Origin of the sequence: Marinitoga piezophila KA3, from assembly GCF_000255135.1 — a bacterium.
In the GTDB taxonomy this organism is placed as follows: domain Bacteria; phylum Thermotogota; class Thermotogae; order Petrotogales; family Petrotogaceae; genus Marinitoga; species Marinitoga piezophila.
Map to the genome: position 1 here is coordinate 952,145 of NC_016751.1, position 23,230 is coordinate 975,374.

At 29.7% G+C, this 23,230-nt stretch carries 19 protein-coding genes; 8 read left to right on the forward strand and 11 right to left on the reverse strand.

Annotated elements, in window-relative coordinates; all coding sequences use genetic code 11:
* Positions 1–36: 36 nt before the first annotated feature.
* Complete coding sequence (gene ispG / locus MARPI_RS04670; RefSeq protein WP_014296438.1) at positions 37–1,083, forward strand: flavodoxin-dependent (E)-4-hydroxy-3-methylbut-2-enyl-diphosphate synthase; 1,047 nt, start codon at positions 37–39, stop codon at positions 1,081–1,083.
* Here ispG and MARPI_RS10710 read toward each other — a convergent pair.
* On the reverse strand, positions 1,080–2,366 hold the full coding sequence (locus tag MARPI_RS10710; RefSeq protein WP_014296439.1) for a sensor domain-containing diguanylate cyclase: 1,287 nt from the start codon (positions 2,364–2,366) through the stop codon (positions 1,080–1,082). The two genes, ispG and MARPI_RS10710, sit on opposite strands and share 4 nt — an antisense overlap.
* Positions 2,367–2,748: 382 nt before the next feature.
* Here MARPI_RS10710 and MARPI_RS04680 point away from each other — a divergent pair, with 382 nt between their 5' ends.
* A complete protein-coding gene (locus MARPI_RS04680) occupies positions 2,749–3,972 on the forward strand; it encodes a M20 family metallo-hydrolase (RefSeq protein WP_014296440.1) in 1,224 nt (407 codons plus the stop codon).
* Positions 3,973–3,988: 16 nt separating this feature from the next.
* Positions 3,989–5,440: an aminoacyl-histidine dipeptidase gene (locus MARPI_RS04685; protein ID WP_014296441.1), complete on the forward strand. Its 1,452-nt coding sequence runs from the start codon at positions 3,989–3,991 to the stop codon at positions 5,438–5,440.
* Between the two features lie 30 nt (positions 5,441–5,470).
* Here MARPI_RS04685 and MARPI_RS04690 read toward each other — a convergent pair whose 3' ends face one another.
* The 4 genes from MARPI_RS04690 to MARPI_RS04705 all read right to left on the reverse strand — a co-directional run bounded on the left by MARPI_RS04690 (position 5,471) and on the right by MARPI_RS04705 (position 12,513).
* Positions 5,471–6,826, reverse strand: coding sequence for an 8-oxoguanine deaminase (locus tag MARPI_RS04690; RefSeq protein ID WP_014296442.1), 1,356 nt, complete (start codon positions 6,824–6,826; stop codon positions 5,471–5,473).
* Positions 6,823–8,238, reverse strand: coding sequence for a pyridoxal-phosphate dependent enzyme (locus MARPI_RS04695; protein WP_014296443.1), 1,416 nt, complete (start codon positions 8,236–8,238; stop codon positions 6,823–6,825). The genes MARPI_RS04690 and MARPI_RS04695 overlap by 4 nt, the downstream gene beginning before the upstream one ends.
* A gap of 19 nt (positions 8,239–8,257) precedes the next feature.
* Positions 8,258–10,513, reverse strand: coding sequence for a xanthine dehydrogenase family protein molybdopterin-binding subunit (locus MARPI_RS04700; protein ID WP_014296444.1), 2,256 nt, complete (start codon positions 10,511–10,513; stop codon positions 8,258–8,260).
* A 275-nt stretch (positions 10,514–10,788) separates the two neighbouring features.
* Positions 10,789–12,513, reverse strand: coding sequence for a CehA/McbA family metallohydrolase (locus MARPI_RS04705; RefSeq protein ID WP_014296445.1), 1,725 nt, complete (start codon positions 12,511–12,513; stop codon positions 10,789–10,791).
* A gap of 146 nt (positions 12,514–12,659) precedes the next feature.
* Here MARPI_RS04705 and MARPI_RS04710 point away from each other — a divergent pair, with 146 nt between their 5' ends.
* Entirely contained in the window at positions 12,660–13,505 is an 846-nt protein-coding gene (locus tag MARPI_RS04710) for a GNAT family N-acetyltransferase (protein ID WP_014296446.1), read from the forward strand.
* A 38-nt stretch (positions 13,506–13,543) separates the two neighbouring features.
* On the opposite strand, the gene MARPI_RS04715 is transcribed toward MARPI_RS04710, so the two are convergent.
* On the reverse strand, positions 13,544–14,929 hold the full coding sequence (locus MARPI_RS04715) for a pyruvate carboxylase subunit B (RefSeq protein WP_014296447.1): 1,386 nt from the start codon (positions 14,927–14,929) through the stop codon (positions 13,544–13,546).
* Between the two features lie 159 nt (positions 14,930–15,088).
* Between MARPI_RS04715 and MARPI_RS04720 the strand changes: the two genes are divergently transcribed.
* From MARPI_RS04720 to MARPI_RS04735, 4 genes are all read left to right on the forward strand, one after another.
* Positions 15,089–15,670: a hypothetical protein gene (locus MARPI_RS04720; RefSeq protein WP_014296448.1), complete on the forward strand. Its 582-nt coding sequence runs from the start codon at positions 15,089–15,091 to the stop codon at positions 15,668–15,670.
* Between the two features lie 23 nt (positions 15,671–15,693).
* The gene (locus tag MARPI_RS04725; protein ID WP_014296449.1) at positions 15,694–16,326 is read left to right on the forward strand and encodes a Crp/Fnr family transcriptional regulator; all 633 of its coding nucleotides are present in this window, start codon (positions 15,694–15,696) and stop codon (positions 16,324–16,326) included.
* 86 nt (positions 16,327–16,412) lie between these two features.
* On the forward strand, positions 16,413–16,889 hold the full coding sequence (locus tag MARPI_RS04730) for a permease (RefSeq protein ID WP_014296450.1): 477 nt from the start codon (positions 16,413–16,415) through the stop codon (positions 16,887–16,889).
* A complete protein-coding gene (locus MARPI_RS04735) occupies positions 16,886–17,581 on the forward strand; it encodes a permease (RefSeq protein ID WP_014296451.1) in 696 nt (231 codons plus the stop codon). Before MARPI_RS04730 ends, MARPI_RS04735 begins: the two co-directional genes overlap by 4 nt.
* A gap of 45 nt (positions 17,582–17,626) precedes the next feature.
* On the opposite strand, the gene MARPI_RS04740 is transcribed toward MARPI_RS04735, so the two are convergent.
* From MARPI_RS04740 to MARPI_RS04760, 5 genes are all read right to left on the reverse strand, one after another.
* Complete coding sequence (locus MARPI_RS04740) at positions 17,627–18,055, reverse strand: Fur family transcriptional regulator (RefSeq protein ID WP_014296452.1); 429 nt, start codon at positions 18,053–18,055, stop codon at positions 17,627–17,629.
* A gap of 104 nt (positions 18,056–18,159) precedes the next feature.
* A complete protein-coding gene (gene nusA, locus MARPI_RS04745; RefSeq protein ID WP_014296453.1) occupies positions 18,160–19,185 on the reverse strand; it encodes a transcription termination factor NusA in 1,026 nt (341 codons plus the stop codon).
* A 15-nt stretch (positions 19,186–19,200) separates the two neighbouring features.
* Entirely contained in the window at positions 19,201–19,665 is a 465-nt protein-coding gene (locus MARPI_RS04750) for a ribosome maturation factor RimP (protein WP_014296454.1), read from the reverse strand.
* Between the two features lie 114 nt (positions 19,666–19,779).
* Positions 19,780–22,080, reverse strand: a complete 2,301-nt coding sequence (dnaE, locus tag MARPI_RS04755) for a DNA polymerase III subunit alpha (RefSeq protein ID WP_014296455.1) — start codon at positions 22,078–22,080, stop codon at positions 19,780–19,782.
* Positions 22,081–22,099: 19 nt separating this feature from the next.
* Positions 22,100–23,131, reverse strand: coding sequence for an Rpn family recombination-promoting nuclease/putative transposase (locus tag MARPI_RS04760; protein ID WP_041638508.1), 1,032 nt, complete (start codon positions 23,129–23,131; stop codon positions 22,100–22,102).
* Positions 23,132–23,230: the final 99 nt, after the last annotated feature.

Sequence of the window (23,230 nt, forward strand, 5' to 3'; positions counted from 1 at the left end):
ATTAAACAAGAATCTTTGAATACGAGAGGTGTTTTTATGTTTTCAAAAAAAGTAGTAACTGTTGGAAATGTTAAAATAGGTGGAGATAATCCCATTGTTATACAATCAATGACAAATACAGACACTTTAGATTTCGAATCCACATTAAGACAAATAATTAGATTATCAAATGCAGGAGCTGAAATAGTAAGAGTTTCTGTAAGAACACTTGATGATATACCTTCATTTAAAAAATTATGCGAAAATTCCAATGTACCTCTGGTAGCAGATATTCACTTCGATTACAAAGTAGCAATTGAAGCTATAAAAGCTGGTGCTTCAAAAGTAAGGATTAACCCGGGTAATATTGGCGCAGAATGGAAAGTAAAAGAGGTTGCAAAAGTTGCAAAAGAATATGGAATTCCTATAAGAGTTGGTGCAAATTCAGGTTCTATAAAGAAAAAATATGAAAACCTTGTCCCAAGATATAGGGCATTAGCAGAAAGTGCTCTTGAAGAAGTAAGAATACTGGAAAAAATAGGTTTTGATGATATTGTTATTTCCATCAAATCTACTGATGCAAAAGAAAATTTCTTAGCAAATAAATGTCTTGCTGAAAAGGTTCAATATCCTATTCATATAGGTATTACAGAAGCTGGAATTTATGAGGATGCTGTAATTCTTTCTTCAGCTGGACTTGGTGCTTTGTTATTAAATTATATTGGCGATACAATAAGAATTTCAATTGCAGGCGATCCGGAAAAAGAAGTCGGTGTTGCAAGAAAATTATTAACATTATTGGGATTTAAAAAAGGACCAAGAGTAATTGCATGTCCAACATGTGCAAGAACAGAAATCAACGTTGAAGAACTTGCTTTGAAAGTTAAAGAATGGACCAAAGATATAGACAAAGAAATAAATATAGCTGTAATGGGATGTGTAGTAAATGGCCCGGGAGAAGCTAAACACGCTGATATAGGAATTGCCGGAACAAAAACAGGTGGAGCAATTTTTGTGAACGGTGAAATTGTCGAAAGTGTTTCACATGAAAAATTAGAAGAAACATTCAAAAGATATATTGAAAAAATGAATCCTGCGAATTAATCGCAGGATTTTTTATTTCTTTTCATTTTATACATTAAATCATCAACCAGCTTCAAATTTTCCTCAGGACTTAATTCATGTGATACTTCAATTATTCCATACGAAAAACTTATATTTTCTTTTATTTTTAACGTTTTCATTTCGATTCTTTTCATAATTAAAGTGGCATCTTTTTTATTTGTATTTGGAAATATTATTACAAATTCATCACCACCATATCTTGCAAAAATATCAGATCCTCTAATGGTTTCATGAACAATTCTGGCAAATTCTTTTAATATTAAATCTCCAACATTATGCCCATATCTATCATTAATCAATTTAAAATCATTTATATCAATAAATGCTATAGAAAATATTTCATTATATCTTTTTGATTTTTCACAAAGTTTTTTAAAATACCCTTCAAAAAATGCTCTATTATATGCTCCTGTTAAGTAATCCCTGATAGATGCCTCATAATATTTTTTTCTCTCTTCATTTAATTGATTGTATAAATCTTTAAAGATTATAATAGCATCTATTATATTAGTTATTTCATCCATTAAACGAATTTCATTTTTTGTAAATGAATCTTCACCCACTTTTTCATACAATATAGCTCCAAAAACCTTATTTTCTTTTTTTAATGGAACCCCATATACGCTATATACCTTTGGGTCTGTTACATGATAAATTTCATATCCTTCAGGAAGTTTAAATTTCACAGAATTTGGTATGTATATCTTCTGGGCTTTATCAATTACAAAATTAGTCAAACTCTTATTATCTCGTGGAAATATTTTATTGCTATATTCAATATTTTCAATATAACCAAAATCAATATATATTTTATTATCTTTTAATGTTGCAATTACAAGAGAATCAATAATTCCTTCTTCTCTTAATGTTTCAAAAATCTTATTGTATAATTTCATACTATCAAAACTTTGTGGAGAAAAAAGCGATAAAGTTTCTCGTCTTAATTTCTCAGCAACTTCAAGATATTTTTTATTATACAAAATGATATCACGTGTAATATCAGCAACATATATAACAGAATAGGCCTCATTATTATATATAATTCCACGAAAACCTATTTCATATAAAGTATTCTCTATCTCTTCAAGATATGAAAAATCCATTTCGTTCTTATTATCCTTAAAATATGTTAAAACCTGAAAAATCGGCATAAATTTTTTGAAATTAGGAAATTTTTCTATAAACATATCAAACGCATTTTGAGAGCAAATGGGAGGGATTTGCTGCAAATCTACCTGGAATCTTTTTGCTAATTCCGTCATTTTTTCATTTACATATATGTACTTTTTATCTTTTAAAATTGCAATTCCAACATCACTTTTATTTAAAAATTTTTCAAATAATCCACCAAGTAATTCTTTGTTTATATTTTTCCCTCCTTAATTATGAGCTCACTAAGAATTATAACATAAATATTACTTTTATAAATGACAATATAATAAAAACACATTCCAAAATCCGAATAATTTTCTAAATCCAGTAATCATATTAATTATGTAATATTATTTTAACAAAAATAGTTAATCCCCTTTTTAAGTGGAATGTTTTTTGGTGCAAGTAGATAATAAAATTCGGTGTGCTAACTTCCTGATTTTTTATGATATAATTTAATTATCATATATATCCTTAAAGGAGGTTAGCATTATGAAAGAGAAAATTCTTGAACATGTAGAAAAAAATAAAGATGAAATTATTGAAACTTCAAAACGTTTTATATCTATAAATTCCGTAAATCCCCGTGCAGGTGGCCCCGGGGAAAAAGAAGTTGCTGAATGGCTTGAATCATATTTAAAAACAATGAAATTTGATGAAATAAAACGTTATGACGCACCAGATGATATTGTGGAATATGGTTTCAGACCTAATATTGTAGCTATTTATAAGGGAACTTCACCAGAAAGAACTATATGGTTTATTACACATATGGATAAAGTGCCTGAAGGGGATCTTTCATTGTGGGATCATGATCCATTTGATCCAGTAATTAAAGATGGAAAAATATACGGAAGAGGTGCAGAAGATAACGGAAGCTCACTTGTTGCAACTCTTCACGGTTTAAAAACATTAATGGATTTAAATATTAGACCTAAAAACAATATTGCTCTTGTTTTTGTTTCAGATGAAGAAACAGGTAGCGATTATGGTATAAAATATCTTGTCAAACAGGGAATTTTTGATAAAAATGACTGGTATTACGTACCCGATTCAGGTAATCCTGAAGGTTCTTTTATAGAAATTGCAGAAAAATCCATATTATGGTTAAAAATAGTTACAGAAGGAAAACAGGCTCATGCTTCTGCACCAACTGTTGCTAAAAACGCTCATAGAGCTGCAATATACTTTGCAAAAGAATTAGATGAATTTTTACATGAAAAATATGTCGCAAAAGATCCTTTATTTAATATTCCGTTTTCAACATTTGAACCTACCAAAAAAGAACATAATGTGGATAATATAAATACTATTCCAGGAACAGATATAATGTATTTTGATTGCAGAATTTTACCTCAATACGATTTAAATGAAATACTTGCAGATGTGGAAAATATAAAGAAAAAATACGAAGAAAAATTCGGTGTAAAGATTCATATTGAAACACCACAAATGGAAAAGGCTCCTGATCCAACTCCAGCGGATCATCCATCTGTATTGAAATTAAAAGAAGCTATTAAAGAATTAAGAAATATTGATGCAACAGTTGGCGGAATCGGTGGCGGAACATGTGCTGCCATTTTAAGAGAAGCAGGATTACCTGCTCTTGTATGGGGAACCATGGATCACACTGCACATCAACCAAATGAATATATAAAGATAGAACATCTAATTGCAGATACAAAAATCTATGCATATTTAATGGCAAATTTTTAAACAGGAGGGAATTACAATGGGCGTTTTAGACGGATTAAAACCTGAAAAAGTTTTTAAATTTTTTGAAGAAATAAGTATGATTCCAAGATGTTCTGGTAATGAAAAAGCCATTAGCGATTATCTTGTTAAATTTGCAAAAGAAAGAAATCTTGAATATATTCAGGATGATGCATTAAATGTAATTATAAAAAAACCTGCAACCCCTGGCTATGAAAATGTTCCTGGAGTTATTATACAGGGACATATAGATATGGTATGTGAAAAAACTTCTGATAGTAATCATGATTTCTCAAAGGATCCTTTAAAACTTCAAATAGATGGTGATTTCATAAAAGCTACAAATACCACTTTAGGTGCTGATAATGGAATTGCTGTAGCTTATGCGCTTGCAATACTTGATTCTGACGACATTGAACATCCGTATATTGAAGTGTTGATGACAACTGAAGAAGAAACAGGAATGGGCGGAGCTAATGCTTTAGATCCAGAATTATTAAAAGGAAAGGTATTATTAAATATCGATTCTGAAGAAGAAGGAATCTTTTACGTAAGCTGTGCTGGTGGTTTAAGGGATATAATTACATTACCTATTGAATTTATGGATGCACCATCAGGTTTTAAATCATATGAAATAAAAGTTTTTGGTCTTCAGGGTGGCCATTCAGGAATGGAAATAATAAAACAAAGAGGAAATGCAAATAAACTTCTTGGAAGAGTTTTATATGATTTAAATAAAAAAATAGAAGTTTATGGTATTTCAATTGATGGTGGAGATAAGAGCAATGCCATCCCAAGGGAAGCTACTGCAAAAATTCTTACTAAAGATAAAGCAAAATTAATTGAAATTATAGATTATTGGAAAAAGGTATTCAAAAATGAATTTTCTATTACAGATCCTGATGTTGAATTATCTGTAAATGAAATTGAGCATTATAATAAAGTTATGACAAAAGATTCGTTTGAGAAAGCTATAAACATTTTAATGCTTGTTCATGACGGAATTCAAACAATGAGTAAAGCAATAGAAGGTCTTGTAGAAAGCTCAAGTAATCTTGGCGTTGTTAAAACTTTCGATAATAGAATTGAATTTACAAGCGCCACAAGAAGTTCTGTTGAGACATTAAGAGATCTTATTCATAATAAAGCTGAAATTATAGCAAAGTTAAATGGCGCTAAAATTACAACAAATGCTCCATATCCTGCATGGGAATATAAAAAAGATTCTAAAATTAGAGAATTAATGAAAAAGGTTTATAAAGATATGTACGGAAAAGAACCGGAAATAACAGCTATTCATGCTGGACTTGAATGTGGTATTTTATCCGGAAAAATGAAAGATGTGGACATGATTTCATTTGGACCAAATATTTATGGTGCTCATACACCTGAAGAAAAATTGAGTATTTCTTCAACACAAAGGGTATGGGAATTTCTTCTTAACGTATTAAAAGAAATGAAAAATTATTGAAAAACCCCCGTCTAACGGGGGTTTTCTTTATCAAAGACTATTTATAACTCTTTTAGATATTTCGTTATGTTTTTCTATAATTTTCGGAAGTTCTTCATCTAATATTTCTCCATCTTTTATTCTAATTTTACCATTGATTACTGAAAGATCTACCTGTTTTCCATCGCACATTAACACTGCACCAAGTGGATCATCAAGGCCTCCTGCAAACTCAAGTCTATTAAGGTTAAAACCTATAAAGTCTGCAGCTTTTCCAATTTCAAGACTTCCTATATAATCATCCATTCTTAACACTCTTGCTCCGCCCATTGTTCCCATCTTTAACGCTTCTCTTACTGTTAAAGCATCCGCACCATATTTTACTCTTTGAAGCAACAATGCATTTCTAACCTCTGCTATCATATTATTTGTATCATTACTTGCGCTCCCGTCTACTGCAATCCCTATGCGTATTTTATCTTTCATTTCTGTAACTGGTGCAATACCTGAGCCCAATCTCATATTTGATGATGGACAATGAGCCATTCCAACATCATTTTTTGCCAATTTATCTATATCGCTTTCGTTTAACCATACAAGATGTGCAAACCATGCTCTTGGATTTAACCATCCAAGTTCTTCCATGTAATCTACTGGTCTTTTACCAAAACGTTCTATACAATAATTCTCTTCATCAAGTGTTTCTGCAACATGTGTATGGATTAATACGTCATATTCATCGGCAATTTTTACTGTTTCTCTCATTAAATCTGCTGTTACTGAAAATGGAGAACATGGAGCAAGTGCTACTCGTAACATTGAGTATTTTGATGAATCATGATATTTTTCTATTACCCTAATGCTTTCTTTTATGATTTCTTTTTCTGTTTGAACAACGCTATCTGGTGGTAATCCTCCATCTTTTTTACTCATTGACATACTTCCTCTTGTAGGATGGAACCTAATACCAGTTTTTATAGCTCCTTCTACTTCAGCGTCAAATGCCTCATTTAATCCGTATGGATAAAGATATAAATGGTCTGTAGTGGTTGTTACACCTGTTTTCATCATTTCATAATTACCAATTATTGAGCTGATGTAGAATCCTTCTCTATCTATATTTTTCCAGCGTTCATATAAAAATACAAGCCAGTCAAAAAGTTTTGCATTTTGTGCTCCTTTTACATTTCTTGTTAATGTTTGATATAAGTGATGATGTGTATTTACAAAACCTGGCATTATAAGCATGTCTTTACAATCAATAATTTCATCAACTTCCTCATCGAAGTTCCCGCTACCTATATCTTTTATCACATTATCTTCAACAAGAATATAGGCGTTTTCAATTTCAGTATCTTTATTATCAAAAGTGGCAAGATATGAAATATTTTTGAATAACTTTCTCATTCGTCAAGCCACACCTTTCTTAAAGTTGCTTTATGTTCTTCCCTATATTGTTCAAGCATTTTATCCATTTCTTTTACTTTTCTCTGATGTTCTTCCCAATATGCCTGTTCCTTTTGTGCATTTAATTCTTCAAGCGTTTTTCCCTGTTGTTCTATCCATGTATAGTATTTTAGATTATGCCATCTTTCTCTGTTATACTTGTCTCCTTCGAAGATACCTGATGTTTCCTGATAAAGGAATATTCTTTCCACTCTTGATTTTGCTTCAGCTCTATCCAATTTTCCATATGTTTTTGTCATCTGTTCCATAACTGAATGATATCTATCTATATTATCTGTTGCAACAACAAAGATATTATCATCTGATTTTAAATTATAGAATTTAGCCATTTTTATTGCACCGATAACATTAGCAACACCTGATATACCAAATTTATCTGAAATATATTCAACCATTTCTGGATCTACAAATTCCTTAAGGAATTTTTTACCTTCTTCATCTGTTAATACCTGAAGCATTTTTTTACTATCTATATCGTCAACAAGTACTACCGCATCATTATTCATTACATTATGAATCCATGTAACGTGTTTATCCCCAATTCCCTGAATATCATGTCCGCCATATCCATTTAATGAAATTGTTGGACATTGTACAGGTTCCATAGCTACAACCTTAACTTCAGGAAATTCCTGTTTTACTCTATCTCCACTGGCAATTGTTCCCGCAGAACCTACTCCCAATACAATTGCTGCAATTCTTTCATTACCTATATGATATCTTCTAACTGTTTCTATCATTGTATTACCTGTTACATAGTAATGAAATCTGTAGTTCCCAAATGCTTCAAACTGGTTCAATATTCTAATATGTTCTGGATCCTGTTCGTATAGTTCTTTGGATTTATCATATATCTCTTTAACGTTTGATTCACAACCTGGTGTTGGAATAACGTCTGAACCATACTTTCTGATAATATCAAATCTTTCCTGACTCATTTCTTCAGGCAATAATACAAGAGAATCATAGTTCATTCTTGAACTTACAAATGCTCCACCTATTCCATAATTTCCTGTTGATGGCCATACCAATTTATGTATTGATGGATCAACTTCATGTGTAATTGTTTTTTCCATCAATACAGAATATGTTGCTCCAACCTTATGACTTCCTGATGGAAAATCTTTTGCATATAGCACTATAATATTTGCTTCAACACCTGTTAATTCTTTTGGCATAACAAAATATCTAATTTCATTGTTTTCATCCTTCCAGGATATATTAAAAAGGTTAATTGGATGAAGCGGATCCTTTTCTTTCATTTCAATAGCTCTCTGTCTAATCTCTGGATCGATTTTTTCTGGATGTAGCATTTCTTCATATGTAGGTCCTACTATAGGCACTTTTTTCATACTATTACCCCCCTGAGTTTTATATTATATCTTCCATAGATATTGGAATTTTTGTTATTTTTTTACCTGTTGCATGCGCAACCGCATTTGCTATTGAAGGTGGTGCTGTCATCAATGAAGGCTCTCCTATACCTTTAGCCCCAAACGGCCCATATGGAAATTCTTCTTCTACAACATCAGCAACAATTTCAGGTATATCCTTTATTGTTGGAATTATATAATTATTAAAGTTATCTGTTATAATTTTTCCTTCTTTTTGCATTATTTCTTCCATAATAGCATGCCCCATACCCTGAACAGCTCCGCCTTGAATCTGTCCAATTACTCCGTCATAATTTATTGCTTTTCCTATATCGTGGGAAATCCACATCTTTTTTACATCAATCTTTCCTGTTAATGTATCAACTTCAACAAGGGATAATTGTGTAGAATAAGTATAAGTAACATATGCCTCGCCAACTCCATTTTCCATATCAAAATGAAGTTTAGGTGACTTAAACCAGCCCGATTCATTGAGCTTTACATTGGCATCATTGGCCATTTTAGCAATTTCATCAAAGGTAAAGTTTTTATCCTTTATTTTATAATACCCAAGATTAATTTCTATATCAGATTTTTCAACATCAAATTTATCAGATAAAAACTCAAGTATGTTGTTTTTAATCTTTTCTGCAGCATCTTTTGCTGCATTACCACTAAATATTGTTGTTCTTGAAGCAACTGTTGGACCACTATCCTGAACAATAAATGTATCTGTCTGCAATACTTTTATTTTTTCAAGTTTTTGCCCTAATATCTCAGAAACAATCATTGATATTGCCGTTTTAGAACCCTGACCAATTTCAGTACCCCCAAACATTATGTTTATTGTTCCGTCTGGAAATACATGAACTTCTGAATTTGATGCATCAAGATGTTGCCCGCCAGCACCAAGACTAACCCCGTATATAATATGAGACCATCCCAACCCACGTTTTTTTATTTTATTTGTTTTATTAAATTCTTCAACTTCCTTTTTTAGCTCTTCATAATTTGATAGTTTTTTAATATTTTCCAGTGTTTTTTTAGCTCCAACAGAAAATTCTAATTTATGACCTGTTGATGTTTCCGCACCAACTTCAAGAGCATTTTTATAACGTATTTCCCACGGATCTATATTTAATTTTTCCGCTGCTTCATCCATTACTCTTTCTATAGCAAATAATACCTGTGGTGAACCAAATCCTCTAAATGCACCACATGGAACTTTATTTGTATATACACCATAAACATCTACATGTACATTTGGAACATTGTATGCTCCAGCTGCATGTGTAAGCGTTCGATACATTACTATTGGCGATAATGTTGAATATGCTCCCATATCAAGATAAGATTCAACCTTTACTCCAAGTAAAGTTCCATCTTTCTTAAACGCTACTTTATAATGAGATTTTGATGGATGTCTTTTACTTGTTTCTTTTATATCGTGTTCTCTGGAATATATTAACTTCACAGGCCTTTTTGTTAAATATGAAAGCAAAGCTGCCTTCGAAGCAATATATGATGGAACATCTTCTTTTCCACCAAAACCGCCGCCAGTTTCCATTTGAATTACATCTACTTTATTAAATGGAATGTCGAGTATTTCAGAAACGTCTTCCTGAACATAGAAAGGACATTGCATCGAGGCATATATTTTCATTATTTCACCATCATAATATGCTACCGCTCCCTGTGTTTCAAGATATGCCTGTTCCTGATAATCTGTTCTGAATTCTCTTTCAATTACAAGATCAGCATTTTCAAATGCTTTATCTATTTCTCCACGTCTTATTTTCTTATGAAATGCTATATTGGATTCAGGATCATGTACTTTTATTTCATCTTTTATGGATTCTTCTATAGTAAGTACCGGCTGTAATTCTTCAATTTCAAACTTTACTTTTTTAATAGCTTCTTCTACAGCTTCTTTTGTCTCACCTGCAATTAATGCAATAGCATCATGTTCAAAACGTATTTTCTCCCCAACAGGAACCAAAAACCACATATCCTTTATTAAAACTCCAAATTTGTTTGTTCCCGGTACATCTTTATATGTTGCCACTTTTATTATCCCGGAAACGTTTTCAGCCTCAGATATATCAATACTTTTTAAGATACCATGAGGAACATTTGAATAAACAACACCTGCATAAATCATTCTATCTAAATATAAATCAGGTGTATATTTGGCTTCGCCATATGCTTTTTCATGAGCTTCTATTCTTTTCGCAACCTTTCCAACTATTTTCATATATTATCCCCCCGAAATACTATTGAATTATTTTTTAACTCTAGATTAAATTTTACCTTATTTTAGGCTTATTTTAATAACTCGTTTTAAAAAGAAAAAGTTTCTTTTTTAAACTTAAATAAACATAACGTCGTTAAATCCGTTTTATTCGAGAATATAGAAAAATATTCTTTTTATTATATTGATTTGTCCAGGATAAAAATATTATAATATAAAAGTTTCTAAAATATCGATTATAAAAGAAAAACAACCCCTTACAACGGGGTTGTTTTTCTTTATTGGATTCTCAATAGCTTTTTTACAAAAGTTAGATTTTCATCATTTAAAAATGGATTACCAGGAAATATCACAAAATTTTTATTTAATACAAAACCTCTTTCTTTATTTTTATATAAAATTCTCCATGCTTCATTATAATAAATATTATTAACTTTTATATTTTCTATTTTTTCATCAGTTACAGTAAAACGAGATGGAATTAATGAAAGAACATATTTATTCTTTTCATCAAGAATAATACCTATTCGTTTCTTTTTAGCGATTTCTAACAATCTTTTCAATATTTCTTCGCTATTTATACTTTTAGCGTTTATAATTATTGCTTTCGATGTATCGTTAATCTCGTTTATTACTTTATATGAATTTTCTAACTTACTTATCTCGACATTTATTACAGAAATTGTATCTTGATTTAATAAATTTACCTCCTTGCTGTACCATAATAAATTATTTATATAGATCTCCATTTTTGCATTTGATATATCAGGTGTTTTAAAAGACAATGGAATCAAAGATTTTTCATATGGTTTCAAAATTAAATCTTTTTCAAAAACTATATTATCATTAATTTTTATTTTTACCGGAGAATTTTCTACATTATTTCCTGTATTATAAAAATAAAGATTCAATGTATTTTCCGAATTTCTATATAATTTTATATCAGGAACATTGAAAATTCTAATTCTATTTTCTGGTTCGTACCATATTGGCGATGATACTATTTCATCACCATCCATCTGTTTAAAGTATACAAAAAGCCAGAAATATGGTGAGGTTACCTTTATTTTTACAACTTCATTAATCTTATTTCCATTAGGTGATAACTCATAAATTTTATCTGGAGTATATACCTTTAATTCTGAAAGAGAATTTTCATCTTCATATTCAATTTTCAAGGATATTTCCCCGGGCATTTTATCATAATAATATATATCTCCCATTTCAGCATTATCTGTTTCTACCCATATTTTTGCATTCTTATCTTCAGTTCCATATGTTTTCCTATTCCACATTGCTTTTAATAAACCGTCTTTACTTCTGGATAATACCCATACTCCTGTTCTTGAATCATTAGCAGTTCCCCAATTTGCTTTATGATTGTCCTGTCCAATTGTAGCGCCAAGATGCCAGCCTTTTTTCAAGGCTACAATATAATTTGAAAACATTTCAGGTGTAATTGTATCGTTTTTTGACCAATTTCCATTTCCAACTTCAACAAGATTTAAATAATTATCTGCTTCAGGATAATATTCAAAATTTTTAAATGTACCAAACATCGATATTGGGTGATTAAATTGGGCCAAAGCTTTTTCATTTATTAGCCACTTATAAAATTCTTCTATTGTGGTATCAATATTTCTACTTGTCCACTCTTTTGACCCATATACATTAATATGCCCACTACCAGCAGTCCACTCAAATCCAGCAAGTGCAATAAAATTTTTTGTCGTATTTTCTTCCGCCATTCTTTTCATTACTAAAAATTTATCTTCACCATTATATAATGCTTCAAAATAATAAGCATGGTCTGTAACAGCATGAAAATCAAGTTTGGCAATATCTCTTGCATATTTATATGCATCTGCTGGTGTAGTGTTTACTGCACCATCAGAAAATGCAGTATGCGAATGTGGATTACCAAAAAGTAATATATATTTTTGTGGAAAAGAAAACAAAGATACTATCATTAAAATGAAAATAAACAAAAACAGTTTTTTCAATTATCTCACCCTTTCCTTAAATTAGTTAGTTTTAATAACATTGTATTATATCATAATTTAAATACCTTTTTTAAAATAAAATACCTTTACTTTTTTAGATTAAAAAATTGTGCTATAATTATAATGTAGGGGAAGGAGGGATCTTTATGGATTTCAAAAAAGCCAGTGAAGTTTCAAAAGGAATAATTGTCGATCTTGTAAATAAAACTTTTGCAGATTATGAAGTACCTGTCAATTGGACATTAACCTCATTTGAGCTTGATATAAGAGAAAATTCAATTTCTCTTGATGACTCTTATATAGTATTTGAGGACGAAAAACCCATTGGATTTTCATTGGTTTCAATTAGAGGAGCAAGGGGAAGAATCGATGCTTTTGGTTTTTTAAAGGAATACAGATTAAAAGGCTACGGTTCTGAGCTTTTATACTATACACTTGAAAAAATGAAATGGAAAGGCATTTCTAAAGTTACACTTGAGGTTGTAGATACTGAAACAAGCGCAAAAAAGTTTTATGCTAAACATGGTTTTAAAGAAAAACGCGTTTTGGAAAGCTTCATACGTTATTTAGAAAAAACTGATGAGATTAAATTTGGATATTCTATTGTTGATCATAAATGGATTCATGATAGGGCAGTTGAAGCTTTGCATTATATTGGAAGAAAACCAAATTGGCAAAGAGAGCCTAAAACTTTAGATCTTTCCTATGATAGATACCAAATGGAAAAAATCACTTCAAAAGGCTTTTCAATTGGTTATGTGGTTTGGGGAATGACATCAAAAGGGGCGTTTATTGTAGATGTTGCACCTTTGGTTGATGAAACAAAATATGAGGATATTGTAAAAGACCTTTTAAATAGATTCGCTGATTTAAAATTCAAAGACGTAACTATGGTATCTCTTCCAGAAGATGATCCTTTAAACAAAATACTAAAAAAATTCAACTTCAATGTATTTTTAAAACAGGTAGAAATGGAAAAAAGAATACATTAAAAAAATGCTCTGGTTTTAACCAGAGCATTTTTTTATTATTATACTGGATATATACTTTCATCTTCAACAAAATCTTCTGTTTCTTCAACAAGTTCGAAATCAACCTGTATTTCTTTTTCATATTTGTCTTTTAGATATTTCTTTCCTACTTCACCAAATAGGATATATGTCAATAAATCTTCATCTGTTTCAGCTAAAACACATATTTCATTTCTTGCTTTTTCTATTTCAGGTTTTAATAAATCTGCTGGTCTGCAGTCTATTGGTTTTTCGTTTCCAAGTGCTTTCTTTAAAAGTTCTTCATCTACTGGTGCAGGTGGTCTTCCATACATTCCTTTTAGGTAATTTTTAACCTCTTTTGTAATTGACTTATATCGTTCTTTATACATAACATTTAAAACTGCCTGAACACCAACTATTTGACTTGTAGGAGTTACAAGTGGTGGATATCCAAGATCTTTTCGCACTCTTGGAACTTCTTCTAATACTTCATCTAATAAATGCAACATTTTTTGAGCTTTTAATTGGGATACAAGGTTTGAAAACATTCCGCCTGGAATTTGTGCCTTTAATATTCTTGAGTCAATTGATACCATTCGCATATCGTCTTCTATATGATTTTCCCTTACTTTCCAGAAATAATGCGCGAGATCATAAAGTTTATCGGAATCAAGCGGTTCTCCTAATGCAAAGTTAAATGGTTCAACTGCCGGTTGAGAACTTGCATTTGCAAATGGGCTTAATGCTGTATCTATTAAATCAACACCAGCATCAATTGCTGCTTGATATGCAATAGAAGCCATACCTGCCGTATTATGAGAATGCAATTCTATTGGTACATTGTATTTTCTCTTTAATTCTTTTACTAAATCATACGCCATTTTAGGAGTTAATAATCCAGCCATATCTTTTATAACTATTGAATCAACACCGTGATCTATTAATTCTTTTGCATAGTTTAAATAAAATTCAAGATTATGAACAGGACTTATTGTATAAGATATTGCACCCTGAACATGTATATTCCTCTTTTTAGCAACTTCTATACTCTTTTTTAAGTTTCTTATATCATTTAAAGCATCAAATACTCTTATTATGTCCATACCATAATCCGCTACTTTGTTTATAAATAATTCAACTACATCATCAGCATAATTTCTATATCCAACAATATTTTGTCCTCTTAATAACATCTGTATTTGCGTGTTTTTTAACTTTTTTCTTATTGTTTTTAGTCTTTCCCATGGATCTTCGTTTAGATATCTTATACATGAGTCGTATGTTGCACCGCCCCATACCTCCATTGAATGAAAACCTACTGTATCAAAATCTTTTAAAACAGGCTCAAATTCAGAGGTTTTCATTCGAGTCGCAATTATTGATTGCTGGCCGTCACGTAATGTGGTATCAACAAATTTTGTCATAGTTTCACCTCCACTATAAATTAAAACATTATTTTTTTAAAAAAGGGTTAAGAATATAAGAATTTAGTTTGGTAGGAAAATTATTATTCTAATGGAAAAATATAATGATAGAATTTTCAATAATTTAAAAAGGTGTATAATGAATATGTAGGTGATTTTATGCGTATTAATGTTAATAATTATTATTCTCCTACTGAATTTAAAGAGAAATATCTTGAGAGTAAGTTAAGAAAAATCCTTATTGAAGCTATAAACAATAAGGATAATGCTTTGTTGTTTAAACTTGGAAAAATCAGTTCAATGATAAAAATAGGTAATATTTCAGAAGCCGAAAAAGAATTGGAACGCATAGACAGAAATATCAATGAGCAGGGTATAAAATCTCAAAAAAATAAAAAGGGTATTTCCAATTCAAATGAGCATGTTGTTAATAGGAATATTAATAATAAAATATCAAAAAATAATTTTCCAGAAACTTCGGAATCTGTTGTTTATCTTCAGGATGATTCGCCTGATTCAGCTGTTTCATTTCAATACCCAACACCGGTTAGTGAAAATGCTTCTTTTTTATTTATAAAATCTCATGAATCAGAACATGCACGAGAAATTATTAAGGAAGCTATGTTTAAAGGAAAGATGGCTCAGGTGTATGTTCGCTATTTTACTTCATATGATCCAAATGGACATCTGGTTTATACAGGTGGTGTAACCTGGGGAAAAATTCTTGATTCTAAAGCATAAAATTTTTATATAGGAGGAAAAAAGTGAGAAGTGAATTTTTTCAAAATGTTTTTGGTGAAAACAGTGAGATATTAAAAAAGTACGGTCGTACTCTTAAAATCAAAAAAAATCACGTTTTACATTCACCAAATGAAAAATTAGAACAAATTAGTATTATATTATCCGGTAAATTGAAAGTTGTAAAATATGCTCCAGACGGTAATGAACAGGTTTTAAAATACTTGAAAGAGAATGAAAGTTTTGGTGAGGGACTAATTTTTTCTGATGAAAATTATCCATCATATATTGTTGCGGAAAAGGATTCTGAAGTCTTTGAAATATCAAAAGAAGGTGTTTTGAAGTTATTTAAAGAAAATGAGACTTTTCTTATATTGTATTTAAATGAAATCTCCAAGAAATTATTAAATCTTTCTAATATTGTGGATATTCTAATTATAAAATCGATAAAGGAGCGTTTAATTCGATATTTCCTATTATTACATAAACAGCAAAAATCTGATATTATTTATTTTAAATCAAAGCAGCAAATAGCAAATGATATCGGCAGTGTTCGTGAAGTGGTATCAAAAAAGATAAAAGAATTAGAAAATGAAGGTTATATTAAAATTATTGATAGAAATCATGTCAAGTTGTTGAATATTAAATCTCTAAAATAAAACCGTGTTTAAAATCACGGTTTTATTTTTTTATATTGTCTATAATAGGGTATGAAGAATAAATAAAGAATCAGGAGGTTGATACAGTGAATACCATTGTATTATATGGAATAGCCGTTTCATTTTTAGGTTGGTCTATTTTTAAGAGTAAAGATAAAACAAAGGAAAGTTTAGTATTATCAAAAAATTTGTTGGTAAAAACTTTTATTGAAATTATTGGAGTTATGGCTTTAGTAGGTTTAGTATTGGCTATATTGCCACCGGAATTAATTAAACAGTTATTGGGAAATTCAAACGAGTTTTTAAGCACAATATATGGTGCAGTTATAGGTGCTTTAACTATAATACCAGCATTTATTGCATTCCCGCTTTCTAAATCTCTCTACCAAAGTGGAGCAAATTTAACAGCAATTGCAGCATTTATCACAACATTAACTATGGTTGGATTCGCTACTATGCCAATTGAAATTAAATATTTTGGAAAGAAATTTACATTGCATAGATTATGGCTTAGTTTTGTTGCTGCTATATTAATTGCTACAGGAATGGCGGTGATATTATGAAGAAGATATTGGATTTAATTAAAAATAATAAATTAATCTTTGTAAGTATCGTTTTGTATGGAATTGCATTTTTTGTAAAACCAGAAATTTTCTTTAAAGGGTTAGAAATGACAAAAGGATTTCTAATTGAAATGGTTGAGGTTATGCCACCTATTCTTATAATCTCCTCATTGATTACTGTATGGGTACCATCAGAAGTTATAATGAGACATTTCGGTGAAGAATCTGGATTTAAAGGAAAGTTGTTATCAATGTTTACAGGTGCAATTTCAGCCGGTCCTATATATGCAGCATTTCCAGTTGCACAGGCTTTATTCTTAAAAGGAGCAAGTATTGCTAATTTAGTTATAATTATTAGTTCATGGGCAGTAGTTAAGGTTGTTATGTTCATGGTTGAATCAAGCTTCCTTGGATTGCCTTTCGCTTTAACAAGATATGCTTTAACAATTCCTGCAATATTTATTATGGGATATATAATGGAAAAACTTGTAAAACGTGAAGATATATTAAATGAAATTGAAAATACAGAAATTGTATATAGGAATGAAAAAGAAGTATTAAATGATTTACCAAATATGAATTGTGGTGCTTGTGGTTATGCAAATTGTAAGTTATTTGCAGAGGGAGTTATAAAAGGCGAAGTTACAATAGATGATTGTGTAATTAGAGCAAAAATGCGTAAATCCGCTTAATTAATAACATAAAAATAAAAGGCCCTTCGCGGGCCTCCTTTTATTTTATACCTGACATTCTGTACAAATACCATAAATCTTTAATTCAAAATCTTTGATTTCAATATCTTTTTTAGGTAAAAGATTTTTTATTGCTTCTTTACTTACTTCCATTTTTACTGCTTTCCCACAATTTTCACATATGAAAATTGCATTTACTTCATCTGTTACATCATCAATTAATTCATACCTAACAACACCATCATCAAAATCTATTTTTCTTATTATTCCAAGTTCTTCCAAAAGTTCTATTCCACGTTTTATAGTCATTTTACTGGTTTTGTGATTTTTTCTTCTTCTAATTTGCATATACACATCATCAAGACTCATTAATTTTCCATTGGATTCGAGAAAAACCTTAAGAATTAATTCCCTTTGGGCTGTCATTCTTTGTTTTTTTTCTCTGAGAACTTTTTTAAGCATTTGTTGGGACATAGTATTAAATCCGCCTCCTCATTCTTTAGTTCGACTAAATTTTACATCAGAAAGAAAAATATTTCATTTAAACACTATTAAAATTGTGTGCATTTTTAATTAAATTATACAGTATGTATATCTATTTTCCAGCCTGTTATTTTAGCGGCAGCACGAGCATTTTGCCCACCCTTACCTATAGCAAGAGATAATTGATTTTCCGGAACATGCACTAATGCAAATTTTTCTTTTTTGTCTAATTTTATTTCTACTACCTGAGCTGGTGCAAGTGCATTTCTTATTAGTTCTTCAATATCATCAGACCATTTTATTACGTCTATTTTTTCAAGATTTTTTAAATCTTCCAATATTTGCGCAATTCTCATGCCATTTTCTCCAATACATGCCCCAATAGCATCAACTTTAGGATCTTCTGAATATACTGCAACCTTACTTCTAACTCCTGGTTCTCTATATATTTTTTTTATTTTTACTATTCCATCTTCTATCTCTGGGATATTCATTTTAAATAACTCTTCTACAAATTCAGGAACACTTCTTGAAACAAGAATTTTTGGACCTTTAGTTGTTTTTTGAACACTTTTTATATAAACTTTTATTATGTCTCCATTGTACATTTTTTCTCCCGGAATCCATTCTTTTGCTGGTAACTTTGTTTCAAGTTTTCCTATTCTAATATCTGCATATTCTGGAGTTACTTTTAACACCTCAGCTGTTGTTATTTTTCCCTCTAATGTAGAATATGTCTGATATAACTTTTCTTTTTCTATTTCCCTTATACTTTGTTTAATTACCTGTTTAGCGGTTTGTGCAGCTATTCTTTTAAATTCTTTTTTAGGGTTTATTTTTTTCTTGATAATATCTCCAATTTGGGCTTTAGAAGATATCTTTTTAGCTTCTTCTAATGTAATTTCTTCTCCTTCATTTTCTACTTCTTCAACAACCTTCAACAGCTGATATATTGTGATTTCCCCATGATTTTTATCAACAATAACCTCCACGTTTTCCATTTCATAATTGTTTTTATATGCCTTTTCTATAGCCTTTTCAATTATTTCAAGTAATACTTCTTTTTTTATTCCCTTTTCTCTTTCTAATTCTGTTAATGCTTCTCTTAATGCAAGATTCATTATAATCACCTCCATTTACAAATCTATTTCTAAGTTTGCTTTTAATACTATATCATACGGGAATTCTATTATTTTACCACCATCTTTTTCTTTTATATAAATAGTTTCGTCATTTATATCTTCAATATATCCCTTTATAGCTGTTCTGTTTTGTACCCTTTCTTTTAGAATTACTTTTACTAACTTCCCTTTAAATCTAATAAAATCCTTTAAACTTCTTAAAGGTCTATCTAATCCCGGAGAACTTACTATTAAATCATATGATGTATCTATAAGATCTTTTTCGTCAAGATATGATTCTATTGTTCTTGAAAATCTTTCACAATCATCAATTCCAACATATCCATCTTCTTTATCAATAATAATTTCAAGCTTTACTTTTTTTCTAATTTTTTTAATCGATACGTCGAAAATTTCTAAATCCATATTCCTGGCAATTTCTTGCGATTCTTTTAAAATCAGGTCTTTTAAATCTTTCATTTTGCACCTCCTTTTATAATAAAACAGAATTCGAGGGCTACTGCCCTCGAACGATTATTTCTATATCTGCAATTGATTATACCATAAAATATAGGTAAAATCAAGTAGTTTAAATTAGTTGATTTTAAATCCGTATACTTCTTTTTCAAATTTAATTATATCTTCTTTATCTGTAATAACCTCTTTGTCAGTTGATATATTTTCTCCAAAAACATCACTTAATATTTTTTTTGCTTTTCTACTTGTATTATGTTCAATTTCAGAAATCATTCTCAATAATTGTCTTCGATTTTTTGTAAAAATATCAAAAACTCCACCTTTTATCATCTGTTCAATTATATTTCTTGTTATGCGTTTTTCCTTTGTTCGCTTTATAAAATCTTCAAAATCCTTATAATTCCCTTTTTCTTTTATATCTTTAGTTAAAACCTCTTCTGCAAATATACCTACTCCTTTTATAACCCTTAAAGGTAAATATAATGCATTATCTTTGCACATACCTTGTGGATAAAGAATACTTGCATTTTTAATTTGAATATTCATATACTTACTTTCTTCAAAAAGAGTTTCTGACAAACCTTTAAACTTTATATATTCCAAAAAGAATTTACATCTTTCTCTTGTTTTTATTTCAGCCAGCCAATAACTAAGATGAGCATATGCAACACTATGTGATTTATTAAACGCATATTCTGCAAATTTTTCTATTTTAGAGTAGAGCTCCTGTGATTCTTTATTTCCAATCTTTTTAGCTGCATTAAAAATAAACTTTTCTTTCAACTTTTTTAATTTTTCTATATCCTTTTTTGACATTGCTTTTCTAAAATCGTCTGACTCTTCTGGGGATAATCCTCCCAATTTTTGTGCAATATACATCACCTGTTCCTGAAAAATAATAACTCCCTTAGTCTCAGGCAAGAGTTTTTTTAGATATTCCCTGGAACTACCCTCAAGATACTCATCAAACATTCCAGAATTCAAAGGTCCCGGTCTATTCATTGCAAGTAAAATTGTTAACTCCATAAAATTTTTAGGCGCTAATTTTCTGGATAGTTTTTTACCCAATCTGGATTCAAGCTGGAATATCCCTTCTGTTAAACCAGCAGAAATTAACTTATATACTTCTTTATCTTCTAAATTTACAAATTTATCTTTAGCATATTTAAAATTAAAACGTTTTAACAGGGCAAGTGTATCTAAAGACAATATATCAAATTTTTCTATACCTGAAAGCTTTAATTCATCCATTTCCCATAATGTAATTGGAATATTGTTTTGCCTATAATCAAGAGGGATTTTTAATCCCATATCTTCTTTTGATAATATCACACCAGCCGCATGTACAGATTCAGCTATTTCCAATCCTTCAAAATAAAATGCAAGAGTATAAAACTTTTTTAATTTTTCATCCATATTAGGATATCTTTTCATATTTTCTAAAGACCTAATTGGAAATTTTAACTTTTGAGACATATCATATCCTAAAATTTCTTTTGCTTTTTTTACAGCGCTTTTTTCTTTCATTCTTACATATGTTCTAACCTGAGCAATACTAAAAATTTCATTTAATTTTTTTATGACATTATCTCTATTTTCAGAATCTATATCCAGATCTATATCTGGCAATTCTTTTCTAGACGGATTAAGAAATCTTTCAAAATATAAATTATATTTTATAGGGTCTATTAGCGTTATTCCCAACATATAAACTATTAGCGAACCAACAGCAGAACCTCTTCCTGGACCAACATATGCCCCTGTATTTCTAGCTGTTTCAACTATTTTTTTTACAGTTAATATATAATCTGAAACTTCCATATCCTTTATAACCAATAATTCTTTTTTTAATCTTTGCATATATTCATCTGGCAATTTTGCCATATAGGGCAATAGCGATTCATATAATCTTTTAAATCCTCCCATTTGAGGCAAATTTACATAAAAATCTTTTACATTATAAGAGGGAGTTGTTGAGTTTATATATTTTAATATATTACTTCCCAAATAATCTTCTATTTTAAGATTTCCTTTTAAACATCCACCAGAAATATTTTCAGAATCCAATAATTCTTTAACCGTCTGTGTGGGGAAAAGTATCTTCTCTTTTATCTCATTTTTTTCAAAATATCTTACATTTATATTTTCTTTTTTTCCGTTGTAAAATTGTATAATTTCCAACAACTCTTTTGAATTTACAGGAAAATAAATTTTTCCCTTCATTTCAAATAAAATATATGGTACTATTTTATATTTTTTAGCTAAATTAATAAATGTTGGCCAGGATTTCGGATGTGATTCGCATAAAATAATTGAATCATATCCAAATCTCTTGGCCATAGGAAAAAGGTCATTTATTTGTATTAGAGATTTACCTATACTTTTTGATGTGACTACAGGTCCTAAAAATTTTTTCAAATAGCTTCACCTCATTATATTAATTGGATACCTTTTTTAACAACTCTATCGTTTCTTCAAAAGAAAGATCTAATATATTTTCAGCAATTTCAGTTAATTCTTTTAAAGTCATATAATCAAGAGCATCAATATATGGTTCTATTTTTTCACCAAATTTTTTTCTTAATAATGAACGCGTTAATTTTCTTTCTCCAGCTAACATTCCACTTTTAAATCCCTGTTCTATTCCCTGTTCTATTCCCTGCTCTATCCCTTGTTTCATTCCTTGCTCTATAGCATCTTTATATGCACCATTTACAGCTTTTACAAAATTTTCAAACATTTCTTCCACCTCCTCCTCTTCAAATATCTCTTCATCTAAATTCAAATCTCTATTTCTTTTGACGAGAGTTTTTATCACTCCGTTCACGTAATTTCCAAATTTTTCCTTTTCTTTTTCAGGTAATTTTTCTAATTCTATTTTTATTTCCTCTATTATTCTGGTTACTGTTTTGTTTTCTGCCTTATTTAATGCCAGTAATAACCCTAATGCCTTTTTTATTTTTATTAATTGTTCTTCAGGTATTTGAGTTAAATCAATCACCTCATATTTGAACTTTGGTGTATATTCATCAAACATTTCCCAATTTTCTACTTTTTTCATAAACCAATTTTCAGCCGTCCATTTTCTTTTTCCTGTATAAAACACTATTGGCATTATTGGTATTAATTTAAATCCTTTTGTTCTCGATTCTTTTTTATGTTCATTTATATAATTTTTCCATATTCGCACCATATATTCGAGTATTCTAAATTGCATTAAATAATCTACAGTTGATTGATGTTCTATCAATAAATATAGATATACCTCATTTTCAAAATATTTTACTTTAAATAGTAAATCACTTTCCTTATCTCCATATTTTATATCTGTAAATTTTGTATGTTCTATTGTTATATCTTCTGCTGAAATCCCATAACTTTTTAATTTAGGAATAAAGATATCTATAAACTCAACGATCATTTCCTTATCGGATAATATCTCTTTAAATAGTTGATCATATATCCCCATTGTTTCACCCCTTGTTAACTTTTTCATATTTTATTATATCATAATTTTTATTTTCACATCATCAATCTCTTTAAAACTATGATATAATTGGTTTAGAAA